The sequence below is a fragment of the Paenibacillus sp. FSL H3-0469 genome (assembly GCF_038051945.1).
Classification (GTDB): domain Bacteria; phylum Bacillota; class Bacilli; order Paenibacillales; family Paenibacillaceae; genus Paenibacillus_AQ.
Genome location: NZ_CP150302.1, coordinates 4,616,368 through 4,631,729, shown reverse-complemented (window position 1 = coordinate 4,631,729; position 15,362 = coordinate 4,616,368). Strand labels below are relative to the sequence as shown.

General features: G+C 51.9%; 10 protein-coding genes, 5 tRNA genes, 3 rRNA genes and 1 other RNA gene. All 19 read right to left on the bottom strand.

From position 1 onward, the window contains the following. Nucleotides 1-15 precede the first annotated feature (15 nt). A tRNA-Val gene (locus tag NSS83_RS20475) sits at nt 16-91 on the bottom strand. A gap of 9 nt (nt 92-100) precedes the next feature. Then, nucleotides 101-177 (bottom strand) — tRNA-Met (locus NSS83_RS20470). Nucleotides 178-201: 24 nt separating this feature from the next. Further along, nucleotides 202-293, bottom strand: a tRNA-Ser gene (locus tag NSS83_RS20465). Nucleotides 294-375: 82 nt separating this feature from the next. After that, a 23S ribosomal RNA gene (locus NSS83_RS20460) occupies nt 376-3,301 on the bottom strand. 198 nt (nt 3,302-3,499) lie between these two features. Continuing rightward, a tRNA-Ala gene (locus tag NSS83_RS20455) sits at nt 3,500-3,575 on the bottom strand. Nucleotides 3,576-3,604: 29 nt separating this feature from the next. Continuing rightward, nucleotides 3,605-3,681 (bottom strand) — tRNA-Ile (locus NSS83_RS20450). Nucleotides 3,682-3,728: 47 nt separating this feature from the next. Further along, a 5S ribosomal RNA gene (gene rrf / locus NSS83_RS20445) occupies nt 3,729-3,845 on the bottom strand. A gap of 125 nt (nt 3,846-3,970) precedes the next feature. Further along, nucleotides 3,971-5,531: ribosomal RNA gene (locus NSS83_RS20440) — 16S ribosomal RNA — on the bottom strand. The 16S, 23S and 5S rRNA genes sit together here with 5 tRNA genes alongside, the layout of an rRNA operon. 303 nt (nt 5,532-5,834) lie before the next feature. Continuing rightward, a complete protein-coding gene (locus NSS83_RS20435) occupies nt 5,835-6,101 on the bottom strand; it encodes a pro-sigmaK processing inhibitor BofA family protein (RefSeq protein ID WP_341183108.1) in 267 nt (88 codons plus the stop codon). 28 nt (nt 6,102-6,129) lie between these two features. Then, entirely contained in the window at nt 6,130-6,396 is a 267-nt protein-coding gene (locus NSS83_RS20430; RefSeq protein ID WP_341183109.1) for a DUF2508 family protein, read from the bottom strand. A gap of 202 nt (nt 6,397-6,598) precedes the next feature. After that, entirely contained in the window at nt 6,599-7,198 is a 600-nt protein-coding gene (recR, locus tag NSS83_RS20425) for a recombination mediator RecR (RefSeq protein WP_036698882.1), read from the bottom strand. 36 nt (nt 7,199-7,234) lie between these two features. Then, nucleotides 7,235-7,546 (bottom strand): YbaB/EbfC family nucleoid-associated protein, encoded by a 312-nt coding sequence (locus NSS83_RS20420; RefSeq protein WP_036698884.1) that lies wholly within the window; start codon nt 7,544-7,546, stop codon nt 7,235-7,237. A gap of 49 nt (nt 7,547-7,595) precedes the next feature. Continuing rightward, the gene (gene dnaX, locus NSS83_RS20415; RefSeq protein WP_341183110.1) at nt 7,596-9,365 is read right to left on the bottom strand and encodes a DNA polymerase III subunit gamma/tau; all 1,770 of its coding nucleotides are present in this window, start codon (nt 9,363-9,365) and stop codon (nt 7,596-7,598) included. A 206-nt stretch (nt 9,366-9,571) separates the two neighbouring features. Further along, nucleotides 9,572-9,840: signal recognition particle sRNA large type (ffs, locus tag NSS83_RS20410), an RNA gene on the bottom strand. Between the two features lie 47 nt (nt 9,841-9,887). Further along, a complete protein-coding gene (gene rpmE, locus NSS83_RS20405; RefSeq protein WP_036698887.1) occupies nt 9,888-10,085 on the bottom strand; it encodes a 50S ribosomal protein L31 in 198 nt (65 codons plus the stop codon). A gap of 124 nt (nt 10,086-10,209) precedes the next feature. After that, the gene (locus tag NSS83_RS20400; RefSeq protein ID WP_341183111.1) at nt 10,210-11,487 is read right to left on the bottom strand and encodes a radical SAM protein; all 1,278 of its coding nucleotides are present in this window, start codon (nt 11,485-11,487) and stop codon (nt 10,210-10,212) included. Nucleotides 11,488-11,512: 25 nt separating this feature from the next. Further along, nucleotides 11,513-12,871, bottom strand: a complete 1,359-nt coding sequence (rho, locus tag NSS83_RS20395; RefSeq protein WP_036724456.1) for a transcription termination factor Rho — start codon at nt 12,869-12,871, stop codon at nt 11,513-11,515. A 145-nt stretch (nt 12,872-13,016) separates the two neighbouring features. Further along, the gene (locus NSS83_RS20390) at nt 13,017-14,270 is read right to left on the bottom strand and encodes a UDP-N-acetylglucosamine 1-carboxyvinyltransferase (RefSeq protein WP_340750375.1); all 1,254 of its coding nucleotides are present in this window, start codon (nt 14,268-14,270) and stop codon (nt 13,017-13,019) included. A gap of 197 nt (nt 14,271-14,467) precedes the next feature. After that, nucleotides 14,468-15,322, bottom strand: coding sequence for a class II fructose-1,6-bisphosphate aldolase (gene fba, locus NSS83_RS20385; RefSeq protein ID WP_341015360.1), 855 nt, complete (start codon nt 15,320-15,322; stop codon nt 14,468-14,470). Between the last annotated feature and the right edge of the window lie 40 nt (nt 15,323-15,362).

Sequence of the window (15,362 nt, the reverse complement as noted above, 5' to 3'; positions counted from 1 at the left end):
TTCAAAAAATAAAAATGGTGGAGGCTGAGGGGTTCGAACCCCCGACCCTCTGCTTGTAAGGCAGATGCTCTCCCAGCTGAGCTAAGCCTCCGGGTATGTATGGTAGCGGCAGAGGGGATCGAACCCCCGACCTCACGGGTATGAACCGTACGCTCTAGCCAGCTGAGCTACGCCGCCACACTACAAGTATTGGATTTATAATGGCGGAGAGAGAGGGATTCGAACCCTCGCACCGCTTACGCAGTCTAACCCCTTAGCAGAGGGTCCCCTTATAGCCACTTGGGTATCTCTCCAAATTAATGGTAGCCATGTAAATCCGCACAGGAAATTAATTCCTGAAAACTGAATCCGAAACGAATCTGCGTGATAGAAATTTTGGATAAGCCCTCGACCGATTAGTATTGGTCAGCTCCATGCATTGCTGCACTTCCACCTCCAACCTATCTACCTCGTCGTCTTCAAGGGGTCTTACATACTGGGAAATCTCATCTTGAGGGGGGCTTCACGCTTAGATGCTTTCAGCGCTTATCCCGTCCGTACGTAGCTACTCAGCCATGCTCCTGGCGGAACAACTGATGCACCAGCGGTACGTCCATCCCGGTCCTCTCGTACTAAGGACAGCTCCTCTCAAATTTCCTGCGCCCACGACAGATAGGGACCGAACTGTCTCACGACGTTCTGAACCCAGCTCGCGTACCGCTTTAATGGGCGAACAGCCCAACCCTTGGGACCTACTTCAGCCCCAGGATGCGATGAGCCGACATCGAGGTGCCAAACCTCCCCGTCGATGTGGACTCTTGGGGGAGATAAGCCTGTTATCCCCAGGGTAGCTTTTATCCGTTGAGCGATGGCCCTTCCATGCGGTACCACCGGATCACTAAGTCCGACTTTCGTCCCTGCTCGACTTGTAGGTCTCGCAGTCAAGCTCCCTTATGCCTTTGCACTCTGCGAATGATTTCCAACCATTCTGAGGGAACCTTTGAACGCCTCCGTTACTCTTTAGGAGGCGACCGCCCCAGTCAAACTGCCCGCCTGACACGGTCCCCGTACCCGATAAGGGCACTAGGTTAGAACCTAGATACGATCAGGGTGGTATCCCAACGGCGCCTCCGCAGAAGCTTGCGCTCCTGCCTCCACGGCTCCCACCTATCCTGTACAGATCGTACCCAAATTCAATATCAAGCTGCAGTAAAGCTCCATGGGGTCTTTCCGTCTTGTCGCGGGTAACCTGCATCTTCACAGGTATTAAAATTTCACCGGATCTCTCGTTGAGACAGCGCCCAAGTCGTTACGCCATTCGTGCGGGTCAGAATTTACCTGACAAGGAATTTCGCTACCTTAGGACCGTTATAGTTACGGCCGCCGTTTACTGGGGCTTCGGTTCACAGCTTCGGATTGCTCCTAACCGCTCCCCTTAACCTTCCAGCACCGGGCAGGCGTCAGCCCGTATACTTCGCCTTACGGCTTCGCACAGACCTGTGTTTTTGCTAAACAGTCGCTTGGGCCTTTTCACTGCGGCCCCCTCGGGCTATTCACCCTACCGAGGCACCCCTTCTCCCGAAGTTACGGGGTCATTTTGCCGAGTTCCTTAACGAGAGTTCTTCCGCGCGCCTTAGAATTCTCTTCTCGCCTACCTGTGTCGGTTTGCGGTACGGGCACCTTCTCCTGACTAGAGGCTTTTCTTGGCAGTGTGAGATCATGACCTTCGCTACTGTAATTTTCGCTCCCCATCACAGCCCAGCCTTACGGTGTGCGGATTTGCCTACACACCAGCCTCACTGCTTAGACGGACATCCATCAGTCCGCGTCACTACCCTCCTGCGTCACCCCATCGCTCATAGCGGATTACGGTGGTACAGTAATTTCAAACTGTTGTCCTTCGACTACGCCTTTCGGCCTCGCCTTAGGTCCCGACTTACCCTGAGCGGACGAGCCTTCCTCAGGAAACCTTGGGCTTTCGGCGGATCAGATTCTCACTGATCTTTTCGTTACTCATACCGGCATTCTCACTTGTATACTCTCCAGCGCTCCTTACGGTACACCTTCAACGTATATACAACGCTCCCCTACCCCAGATACAAAGTATCTAGCCATAGCTTCGGTGGTGTGTTTAGCCCCGTTACATTTTCGGCGCAGAGTCACTCGACCAGTGAGCTATTACGCACTCTTTCAATGGTGGCTGCTTCTAAGCCAACATCCTGGTTGTCTGTGCAACTCCACATCCTTTCCCACTTAACACACACTTGGGGACCTTAGCTGATGGTCTGGGCTGTTTCCCTTTTGACAATGGATCTTAGCACTCACTGTCTGACTCCCGGCAAGAAGTAAATGGCATTCGGAGTTTGACTGAGCTTGGTAACCCTTGCGGGCCCCGCACCCAATCAGTGCTCTACCTCCACCACTCCATTCACCGAGGCTAGCCCTAAAGCTATTTCGGGGAGAACCAGCTATCTCCGAGTTCGATTGGAATTTCTCCGCTACCCCCACCTCATCCCCGCATTTTTCAACATGCGTGGGTTCGGGCCTCCAGTGCGTGTTACCGCACCTTCACCCTGGACAGGGGTAGATCACACGGTTTCGGGTCTACGTCCACATACTTAGTCGCCCTATTCAGACTCGCTTTCGCTGCGGCTCCGGCTTCTCACCTTAACCTTGCATGTTAAACGTAACTCGCCGGTTCATTCTACAAAAGGCACGCCATCACCCATAGAAAGGGCTCTGACTTTTTGTAAGCACACGGTTTCAGGTTCTATTTCACTCCCCTTCCGGGGTGCTTTTCACCTTTCCCTCACGGTACTGTTTCACTATCGGTCGCCAGGTAGTATTTAGCCTTAGCAGATGGTCCTGCTGGATTCATACGGGGTTTCACGTGCCCCGCACTACTCGGGATCCGTCTCGGAGAGAATACCATTTCGGCTACAGGGCTTTTACCTCTATCGCGGGCCTTTCCAGACCTCTTCGCCTACCATATTCCTTTGTAACTCCATGTGAGACGTCCCACAACCCCAAGAGGCAAGCCTCTTGGTTTAGGCTGTTCCGCGTTCGCTCGCCGCTACTGACGGAATCACTATTGTTTTCTCTTCCTCAGGGTACTTAGATGTTTCAGTTCCCCTGGTCTGCCTCTGCGTATCCTATGTATTCAGATACGAGTAACTGCGAATTACCACAGCTGGGTTTCCCCATTCGGACACCCCCGGATCAAAGCTTGCTTACAGCTCCCCGAGGCAGTTTCGTTGTTCGCCACGTCCTTCGTCGGCTCCTGGCGCCTAGGCATCCTCCGTGTGCTCTTAGTAGCTTAACCTCGATTTTTCCGTCAGGAAACTATCGGACAATGAATTTCTTCAACGTCTGTATTCCCATCAAGATCATCGTAGCATCGCCATTAATTCAAAACTTGTTTACACAAGTTCAGCTTAAAGGAATGTTCTAAAACGCAAATTCGTTTCGGTATCCAGTTTTCAAGGATCAAGTTCTTGCATATACTTTTGTAAAGAAGTTTTGGTGGAGCCAAGCGGGATCGAACCGCTGACCTCCTGCTTGCAAGGCAGGCGCTCTCCCAGCTGAGCTATGGCCCCAAATAGGTATTCAATTCATAAGTGTTATATGGTGGGCCTTGGTGGACTCGAACCACCGACCTCACCCTTATCAGAGGTGCGCTCTAACCAACTGAGCTAAAAGCCCATATAACAAAACTTACAGTAGTGAAGCAATCAATAAATTGATTGTTCGCTTGGCGGCGTCCTACTCTCCCAGGACCCTTCGGTCCAAGTACCATCGGCGCTGGAGGGCTTAACGGTCGTGTTCGGGATGGGTACGTGTGGAACCCCTCCGCTATCGCCACCAAACGCATACGAAAGAGACTTGATCTTTCAAAACTGAACACGAGTGAGTGTCCGAACCCGAAGGTTCTATTGTGGAAGCTTACGCTTCCGATTTGAATGTTTCCGTTGCAGGAAACGATTCTCCATAGAAAGGAGGTGATCCAGCCGCACCTTCCGATACGGCTACCTTGTTACGACTTCACCCCAATCATCTACCCCACCTTCGGCGGCTGGCTCCCTTGCGGGTTACCCCACCGACTTCGGGTGTTGTAAACTCTCGTGGTGTGACGGGCGGTGTGTACAAGACCCGGGAACGTATTCACCGCGGCATGCTGATCCGCGATTACTAGCAATTCCGACTTCATGCAGGCGAGTTGCAGCCTGCAATCCGAACTGAGACCGGCTTTGCTGGGATTGGCTCCACCTCGCGGCTTCGCTTCCCGTTGTACCGGCCATTGTAGTACGTGTGTAGCCCAGGTCATAAGGGGCATGATGATTTGACGTCATCCCCACCTTCCTCCGGTTTGTCACCGGCAGTCACTCTAGAGTGCCCAGCTCAACCTGCTGGCAACTAAAGTCAAGGGTTGCGCTCGTTGCGGGACTTAACCCAACATCTCACGACACGAGCTGACGACAACCATGCACCACCTGTCTCAACTTTCCCCGAAGGGCACCTGATGCATCTCTGCTTCGTTAGTTGGATGTCAAGACCTGGTAAGGTTCTTCGCGTTGCTTCGAATTAAACCACATACTCCACTGCTTGTGCGGGTCCCCGTCAATTCCTTTGAGTTTCAGTCTTGCGACCGTACTCCCCAGGCGGAGTGCTTACTGTGTTAACTTCGGCACCAAGGGTATCGAAACCCCTAACACCTAGCACTCATCGTTTACGGCGTGGACTACCAGGGTATCTAATCCTGTTTGCTCCCCACGCTTTCGCGCCTCAGCGTCAGTTACAGCCCAGAAAGTCGCCTTCGCCACTGGTGTTCCTCCACATATCTACGCATTTCACCGCTACACGTGGAATTCCACTTTCCTCTTCTGTACTCAAGTCACCCAGTTTCCAGTGCGACCTCAGGTTGAGCCCAAGGTTTAAACACCAGACTTAAATAACCGCCTGCGCGCGCTTTACGCCCAATAATTCCGGACAACGCTTGCCCCCTACGTATTACCGCGGCTGCTGGCACGTAGTTAGCCGGGGCTTTCTTCTCAGGTACCGTCACTCCGGTAGCAGTTACTCTACCGGACGTTCTTCCCTGGCAACAGAGCTTTACGATCCGAAAACCTTCATCACTCACGCGGCGTTGCTCCGTCAGGCTTGCGCCCATTGCGGAAGATTCCCTACTGCTGCCTCCCGTAGGAGTCTGGGCCGTGTCTCAGTCCCAGTGTGGCCGTTCACCCTCTCAGGTCGGCTACGCATCGTCGCCTTGGTGGGCCGTTACCCCACCAACTAGCTAATGCGCCGCAGGCCCATCCCCAAGCAGCAGATTGCTCCGCCTTTCATTCTCTCCTCAGGAGAAGAAAGAAATTATCCGGTATTAGCTACCGTTTCCGGTAGTTATCCCAGGCTTGAGGGCAGGTTGCCTACGTGTTACTCACCCGTCCGCCGCTAAGTTTGAAAGGAAGCAAGCTTCCTTTCAAACTCCGCTCGACTTGCATGTATTAGGCACGCCGCCAGCGTTCGTCCTGAGCCAGGATCAAACTCTCCAAATTGGTATTTAGAAAGAGCGATTGCTCATTTTGAAACATCTGACGAGAATTTACATTCTCATTTTTGGATCTCACCGAAGTGATTTCCCACTCACTCGTTGTTCAGTTTTCAAAGATCAATGTCTCATCTTTTGTCGTTGATGTTTGTCTCAGCAGCGACCTTTATAATATATCACAGCACCCTTGTTTCAGTCAAGCGTTTTTTTAATTTCTTTTTTCGCTTTAGCTTCCAGCAAGTGATCCGAAGATCTCCTGTCCAAAGGGCCGAGACTTAATGTATCATGAATCAGGAGCCTTCGTCAACCTTTAAAACAAAGTTAATTTTAAACCCAATAATAGCACCACTCCCGGCAGCCCAAGAATGGTCACAGCACCTATGGTTGTTGGGTTAAGCGGAATGTGCAGATCATTTACAACTCCTGAGAAATTGATGATATAAATGCCGAGCGCCGCCAAAATAAGATGGGTTCCAAATACACTCAGCCAGGCCCAGCCCAGTCTTTTCCTGAATACAATCAGGACCAGCAGCGCTGCAGATATAATCAGTACACCCATAGCAACAGTTCTTAGCATCGTTCTCCTCCTCGCAGACTCGGTCTGTTCATACTTGCAGCTGGCTCCGGTTAAGCCCCAGCCGCTTGGCATCCTTAAGATGTATCTGATATTTACGTTCAGCCGCCTCAAGAATATAGATCGCATAATCAATCTGATCCTGGCCCAGTGCCTCATCAAACATCAGGTAAGCCCGCTCCCATTCAGACTGCGCTTTACGCACCTCTTGGTACACCGTGCCCCATTCCTCTTCCGTCTCCACTGCCTTTGCCTTATCCGTATTCCCGCTCAGCCACTTGGTACTCCACCAACCCATTGCAATCCCTCCTAAGTTATATGAATAACTGCAGATGCAACCATGATTCACACCCGTTAATCTCATACATATCGGAATAGGGACAAACTTAGAACCGGGAGCGGGGTCTTAGCAGAACTTTTAACAGCGTATCAGCGGTTCTTCCGAAATTAAAAAAAGGAGCCCGAGGGCTCCCTACACTTATAATACAACAGCACAACACTCAGAACAGCTCACGACGGCCTTCCAGCGCCTTCGACAGGGTTACCTCGTCCGCATACTCAAGATCGCCGCCTACAGGCAAGCCATGGGCTATCCTGGTGATCTTAATCTCAAAAGGACGGACAAGACGCGAGATATACATGGCCGTGGCTTCCCCTTCAATGTTGGGGTTGGTCGCCATAATCAGCTCCTTCACCCGCTCATCGCTGAGTCTGGTTAGCAGTTCCTTCAGCCTTATATCATCCGGCCCTATGCCTTCCATCGGCGAGATTGCACCCTGGAGCACATGATAATAGCCGTCAAATTCCTTGGTTCGTTCGATAGCCACCAGATCCTTCGAGTCCTGAACCACACAGATTACCGAAGCATCGCGGGTTTTGTCCTGGCAGATCCGGCACGGGTCGGTATCCGTTATGTTGCAGCAGACCGAGCAGTAATGAAGATTACGCTTGACGCTGACCAGGGCTTTGGCGAAATCAATCACCTCATCCTCCTTCATGTTAAGCACATGAAAGGCCAGCCGGGCAGCTGTCTTCGGACCAATCCCGGGCAAACGTGTAAAAGCTTCTATCAGCTTGGCTAGCGGTTCTGGATAATACAAAGTATCGGTTCTCCTTTGGCAGGGAGTGGAGTAAGCCTAGAACAAGCCAGGAATCTTCATTCCGCCTGTGAATTTACCCATATCGTTGTTCGCCAACTCTTCTGCCTGGGTAAGAGCATCATTAACAGCAGTGATCACCAGATCCTGCAGCATTTCGATATCCTCCGGATCAACAACCTCCGGTTTGATCTGAATGGACAGCAATTTCTTGTGTCCGTTCACTTGAACGGTAACCACGCCGCCGCCGGAAGAACCTTCAATCGTCTTGCTGCCCAGCTCTTCCTGGGCTTTTAGCATCTGCTCCTGCATCTTCTTAACCTGCTTCATCATTTGGTTCATATTATTCATACTTCATCTCTCCTTTAGGATGCGCACTTCTGCGCTGATAGCTGAATCCTTATTCTTTTATGACAACAAGGTCTTCTCCAAAGAGCTGGATCGCCTCATCAATCCATGGTTCGGACTTGCCTTCGCCGCTCTCATGCTCATGCTCCAGACGAAGCTCCTCTGTTCCGGCCGAGGCCGCAGACTTCGTCGCCGCTTCATTCCAGTCGCGCATCATCATAGTAACCAGCCGGTACGGCTTGCCCAGCTTGGCATTCATTACGTTCTCGATGACCTGACGGTTCGCAGGCTTCTCGGTGGTATCCCGGTGAATGGTATTCTTGAAGGCAACCAGCACGGCATCCTCCATCACCGCCACAGGCTCACCGTCCACAAACCACGCATGTACCGTAACCTTCTCTTCCTTCACACCCTGAAGAACAAGACTCCACTGCTTATAGACCGCGCTAAAATCAGGACTGTCCTTACCCGCAATAAACTTATCCAGCTGCGGGGGGAGCTTCGAGGCTGAGGATACGCGCGGAGCGCTTGGCGGGGCAGTGCGCTGGGCTGCCTGCTCACGCCCGCCGCCGGCAACTCCGCCAGCTTGAATAGCCTGCTCCAGCTTCTTCTCCAGTGCGGCAATCTGCCGTCTAAGCTGATCCAGCTCACTGGACTGTACCTGCGGAGAACTATTCGCGGCTGAAGACGCGGCAGAACTCTCTGCCGGATCGCCTGCAGACGGAGCAGCAGCATCCTGCGGACCACTGCACAGCTTCATCAGCGCTACCTCGAATATGGTTTGCGGATGTGTAGCATACTTCATCTCTCCCAGATAACGGCTCAGCGTCTCCACAATCAGGAATAACCGGTCACGGGTAAACGCCTTGGCCATATCGCGGAAATCGGCCGGATTCAACACGCGGTCGGTTAGCTGATCCGCTCCAGGCACCATCTTGATCATCAGTAAATCACGGAAATAATACAGAAGATTCTCCAGGCATTTATCTGCGCTCTTACCCTCATGCATCATCTGCTCCACAAGCTCCAGCAGCTGCCCCATGTCACTCTCAAGAATAGCGTTCGCCAGACGCGCGAACTGCTCGGAGGGGATGCCCCCGGTCATGCCCAGCACCTGCTGATAGGTCACATTCCCGTCAGTGAAGGAAGAGATCTGATCCAGAATGCTAAGCGCATCCCGCATCCCGCCGTCAGACAGGCGGGCGATATACTGGAGAGCATCTGCATCTGCTGTAATGCCTTCCTTCTGGCAAATCTCTGTCAGGCGGCCCGTCTGTTCCTCCAGCGAGACCCGTCGGAAGTCAAACCGCTGGCAACGCGAGATGATCGTAGCCGGCAGCTTGTGCGGCTCTGTGGTCGCCAGTATAAACATCACATGCTGCGGAGGCTCTTCGAGCGTCTTCAGCAGGGCATTGAATGCCTCTGTTGTCAGCATATGCACTTCATCAATAATATACACTTTACGGCGTACTTCGGTAGGTGCATATTTCACCTTATCCCGCAGATCGCGAATCTCTTCAACGCCCCGGTTGGATGCCGCATCTATCTCCTGGACATCCATGATGTTGCCTGCCGTAATCCGCAGACAGGACGGACACTCATTACAGGGCTCAGGACCCGGGCCCCGCTCGCAATTGACTGCCTTGGCCAATACTTTGGCCGCACTCGTCTTACCGGTCCCCCGCGGTCCGCTGAACAGATAGGCATGCGAAACCCGCTGTTCACGGATCGCATTCTGCAGCGTCTGGATAATATGCTGCTGCCCTACCATATCTTGAAACGACTGCGGCCGCCAGGCACGGTACAGCGCGATATGTTCCACTATGCATTACCCTCTCTCAGGCTGCCGCTTTCCGGCATTTGTCGCTAATTTATTATACTATATTCCCAAGTCTTTGACCAAGCAGAAGCGGCTCACCATCCGATAAGGAAGGATAACAGCCAGAGCAGGAACAATAACTAGCATACCTAGAAAAACAAAAAGCGTCTTTGCTTGTAGCAAAGACGCTATCATCATCCTTATTTAAACCGTGCACCTGTTATTGATGGCTGCGATCCAAGCGGTAACCCTACAAAACTGCTCGGGCTAGGCCACCCTCCGGCACAAGAGCAAACTCGCTTATGGCTGCTTCCTTCCGGACCTGACCAGGTTCACAAGCACTCATTGCGGAGGACCCAACCGTCAACACAGCCCATAGGAACCAAGGCCTCACATCGACAGCACCTCTAACAGGAATTCAACCTCGCTACAGCGGATTGCGAGTTACAGGGCACCGCTACCTCCCCGTCTAGCACGGCGAAGATAAGTATAGCTTACAGACAGGCAAAAATCAACTGTGCAATATTAGATGCCATATTTCTTCTTGAATCTGTCCACACGTCCGCCGGCATCCAGGAACTTCTGCTTACCGGTGAAGAACGGGTGACAGCTTGAGCAAATTTCGACGCGAAGCTCCTGTACTGTCGAGCCGGCTTCAAAAGTGTTGCCGCAAGCGCAGGTTACCTTCGTTACATTGTACTTGGGTTGAATGGTTGTTTGCATATAAAATCTCACCTCTCACGCCCTAAGCCTCATGCGGGCCTAGAGTTATATGATTACGCAAGCTACATTCTAGCATGTGAAGCCCAGGCTCTGCAATAGGCCAGCCGTTCTTAAAACCTAAAGCCTAAAGCTGCACTCTGCGCTGCTTGGCACGGGCCAGCTCAGCAGGGGGAACATGGGTGAAGGAACCAATTACAACCTCCGGGAGCTCCTCACGGAAGATCTCTAGCATGGTCTTCATGCCAAGGATCTCGCCCCGTGCAGGGGGAATAAGCTCCAGATAGCTCTCCGGGTCAATATTGAGATTACGCATCTGAATTAGCTTAAGATCGGTACGTCTGACGAACTCCACCATCGCTTCAATCTCTTCCTCACGGTCAGTAACCCCCGGGAAAATCAAATAGTTAATGGAGGTATATACGCCTTGTGAGGCAGCGTACTTCAGCGACTTCTCTACGTTAGCCAGCGTATACCCGCGAGGCTTGTAATAGGCGTTATAATGGTCATCCAGCGCGCTGATGGTACTAACCCGCATCAGATCAAGACCGGCATCGACAATGCCGCGGATATGATCGCTTAAGCCGGCATTGGTGTTGATATTGATATAGCCCATATCGGTAATGGACCGGACTTCACGGATAGATTCAATAATCAGCTTCGCCTGCGTAGAAGGCTCACCTTCACAGCCCTGTCCAAAGCTGACAATGGATTCCGGCGTCTTCAGGTGCTCCAGCATCACTTGCGATACTTCGTTCACAGCCGGACGGAAGTTCATCCGGGTCTGCGGGGACACAAACCCGCTGTCATCGGGCTGTTCAGAGATACAACCGAAGCAGCCGGCGTTACAGGAGTATGAGACCGGAACAGCCCCTTCCCAGCGGCCTAGGAAGGTATTGGACGAGGTTAAGCATTCATATTCCAGCGCACAGTTGGACAAGTGATTATACAGGCGGTTCTCCGGGTACTTGGCAGTCAGTTCGCCCACACCGGTCTTCACATCGTCCCGGTCGCAGTTAAGCGGGTTCCACTGCTCCGGATCATCAGTAAGATCAGCCGCCACATAGAAACCGCCGTCCTTCCATACTACAGCGGAATATCCAAAGAGCGGAAGCTTGTAGGTCTTGTCTGTCTTGACGTAACCGGGAAGGCACAGACGGGTGTATCCCTGCGGCAGCAAGGCTCCGACAGCCTGCGAACCTGCCGGCAGGGGCAGCATCTCACCGGTCTCCGGATTCATCCCAATCGCCCGCGTGCTCGGAAGCCCGACCAGCGTAGCCCCCTCAGGCAGCGGAACCAGCTCTTCCTCCAGTATCTCAACGATCATATCGCCACTGCGGGCCAGGCCATACAGCTCGGGATGATCATATACGTTTCCTTGTTCGTCGGCATATACCAAATACATGTTATTCTCCTCTTGTTATCTATTCTCAGGTAGTCGGCACAGTAGGCGCCTTGGGACGCGTGGTGCGGCGGGCGGACGAGCCGCTGTTCGAGGTACCGCCTTTGCTGGCCGTACCGCTTGCTGACGAGGAGTCCTTGCCTCCAGCCACATCGAAGGAGGCCAGGAACTCCGCATTCGTCTTGCTGTCACGCAGCTTCTTCAGGAATCCTTCTACGAAGTCATAGGATTCATTCATATTTTTACGGATCGACCAGATTGTATCCAGCTCTTCCTTGCTAAGCAATACTTCTTCACGGCGTGTACCGGAACGGCGGATATCGATTGCCGGGAAGATCCGGCGTTCAGCCAGCTTACGGTCCAGATGGAGCTCCATGTTCCCTGTACCCTTGAATTCCTCATAAATAATATCATCCATCCGTGATCCGGTATCAATCAGTGCGGTGGCAAGAATAGTTAAGCTGCCGCCCTCCTCCACGTTACGTGCGGAACCGAAGAACCGTTTTGGCCGATGGAACGCGGCAGGATCAATCCCTCCGCTAAGCGTGCGGCCGGATGGCGGAACTACGAGATTGTAGGCACGGGCAAGACGGGTAATGCTGTCCAGCAGAATGACAACATCCTTCTTGTGCTCTACCAGGCGCAGCGCACGCTGGAGTACAAGCTCTGCTACTTTGATATGATTCTCCGGCAGCTCGTCAAATGTCGAAGCCACTACCTCACCTTTAACCGAACGCTGCATATCCGTTACTTCCTCGGGACGTTCATCAATCAGCAGAACAAACAGTGCAATCTCGGGATTGTTCGTAGAGATACTGTTGGCAATTTCTTTGAGGAGGAGCGTCTTCCCTGCTTTGGGAGGTGCTACAATCAAACCGCGCTGCCCCAGACCTACAGGAGCAAGCAAATCCATGATACGGGTCGATAAATGGGTTGGGGAAGTTTCGAGCGGCAGCTTATCTTGCGGATAAAGCGGCGTAAGCGCCGGAAAATGTAACCGTTCAGCTGCAGTTGCCGGGTTCTCGCCGTTGACGGCATTCACCTGCAAGAGTCCGAAATAGCGTTCGTTCTCTTTGGGCGTCCGGCATTTCCCGGAGACCAGGTCACCGCTTCTAAGGTCAAACTTGCGGATCTGCGATGCGGAGATATAAATATCCTCTGCACTTGGCAAGTAGTTGATCGGCCGAAGGAAGCCATAGCCTTCCGGCAGAATCTCAAGCACGCCTTCCATAAACATTAGGCCGCTCTGCTCTGCCTGTGCTCTAAGAATAGCGAAGATTAACTCCCGCTTCTTAAGCGTTCCGTAATAAGGGATCTGGTATTTCTTGGCCAGCTTATACAGATCGGTAAGCTTCATTTCTTCCAGATCGGAAATTTGAAGATCCATGTGCTATAACCACCTATTCAATTTGTGTATGATGAGTTCTAAACTATGAGTCTATGAAAATGCTTATTAGGATAGGATTACCCGAATTGGAAGGAGATATGCACTGAGCAGCCAATTTCTGTCCATACCAATCCGGGTATTCTCCTTATTCGTTCTCGCGCCAGACATCGGCTCCCAAACTGCGAAGATTACTTACGAGGTTGTCATAACCGCGGTCGATATACTCTACACCTGTCACTTCGGTGATACCTTCTTCAACAGTAAGACCGGCAATCACCAGGGCTGCGCCTGCACGAAGATCAGCGGCCTTCACTTTGGCTGCATTCAGCGGACCGCCTTCAATGATTGCGGAACGTCCTTCTACACGAATCTTAGCGCCCATGCGAACCAATTCAGGAACATGCTTGAACCGGTTGCTGTAGACGAAATCGCTCAGGACGCTAACGCCTTCAGCCTGAGTCAGCATACTCGTCATTGGAGATTGCAGATCAGTTGCGAAACCGGGATAGATCAGCGCCTTGACATCCGCGTGCTGGTACTTGGCCTTGCCGATCACCCGGATACTCTCATCCAGTTCTTCTATGTCTACTCCCATTTCCAGCAGCTTGGCAGTGAGCGCCTCCAGATGCTTGGGAATCACGTTATCAATTAAGACATTGCCCCGCGTAGCCGCAGCGGCAATCATATATGTTCCAGCTTGAATACGGTCAGGAATGATCGAATGGCGGCAGCCGTGCATTTCACTTACGCCTTCAATCCGGATCGTTTCGGTACCGGCGCCCTTAATAACAGCGCCCATGGAGTTGAGCAGGGTAGCTACATCTATAATCTCAGGCTCTTTAGCCGCATTTTCAATAATTGTAGAGCCTTTGGCACGGGAGGCCGCGAGCATAATGTTAATGGTGGCACCGACACTGGATACATCCAGATAGATCTTAGCACCGCGCAGTTCTTTGGCATACAGGTGAATCGAGCCATGATCATTGGTAACAGTCGCACCAAGCGCCTCAAAGCCTTTGATATGCTGGTCAATCGGACGGGGCTCAAAATTACAGCCGCCGGGTAATCCAATGGTCGCTTCCTTAAACCGGCCCAAAAGTGCGCCCATCATATAATAAGAGGCCCGGAGCTTCTTCACCGGTCCGTTAGGCATGGGAATGGATACGATACGGGAGGGATTAATTCTCATTTGGCTGCCTGTCCAAGACACGCTCGCGCCAAGCTCCTCCAGAATTTCGGAGTAAACGGCAACATCACTAAGCGCAGGCAAATTATCCAGCACAACTTCAGACTCCGCCAAAATTGCTGCGGGAATAAGCGCAATGGCGCTATTCTTTGCTCCGCTGATGGTAACAACGCCCTCTAGCGGACGTCCGCCGCCAATCATTAATTTTTCCATAAATTTATCTGGTTCCCCCTACGTGTATTGCAGCTTGTTGTGGCAATACCAGTTGTGGCTTAAGGTGACATAAGGACTACACGTGATTGGTGATTAGAAGAAGAAACGGCTGCGCCGTCCTTACCTGAAGGACGGCACCCGTTTCTGAGGAAAACGAAATAGCTTGTGCGGAAAAACGTTATGCGGCAGGGTAATACTTAGGCTTTGTTGTTGGATCCGAATTCGCGGATTTTGCCGATAACAGTCTGCTTGATAGCATCGCGGCCTGGTGCGATGAATGTACGCGGATCGTAAGCATCCGGCTTAGCAGCAAGAACTTCGCGGACAACCTTAGCGAACGCGATTTGGTTCTCAGTGTTAACGTTGATCTTGGAAGTACCCAGGGAGATGGATTTCTGAATGTCATGTACCGGGATACCAGTACCGCCGTGAAGTACCAGCGGAAGGTTGACTGCATCGCGGATTTCTTCCATTTCCTTGAATCCAAGGTTTGGTTCGCCCAGGTAAGGACCGTGTACGGAACCCAGTGCAGGAGCCAGAGTGTCGATGCCTGTTTCTTTAACGATGCGTACGCATTCGTTAAGGTCAGCGTATTGGATGCCGCCGATAACGTCATCTTCCTGTCCGCCTACAGTACCAACTTCTGCTTCTACAGAAACACCTTTAGCGTGAGCATAGTCAACGACTTTTTTAGTCATTTCAATGTTCTCGTCGATTGGGTGGTGGGAGCCGTCGATCATTACGGAAGTGAAGCCGGCATCGATAGCATCTTTACATTTGTCAAAGCTTGAACCGTGGTCCAAGTGGATGGCTACAGGAACGGTGATTTTCATGTCATGAATAAGACCTTCAACCATCTTAACTACTGTGGTGAAGCCGCCCATGTGACGAGCTGCGCCTTCGGATACGCCAAGGATTACCGGTGACTTCTCTTCTTCTGCTGCACCAAGAATCGCTTGCGTCCACTCCAGGTTGTTGATGTTGAACTGGCCAACTGCATATTTTCCTTCAAGTGCTTTGGTCAACATGTCTGTCATAGATACTAATGGCATGGTTTCAATCCTCCTAAAATATTGGGTTGCTTATATAAGC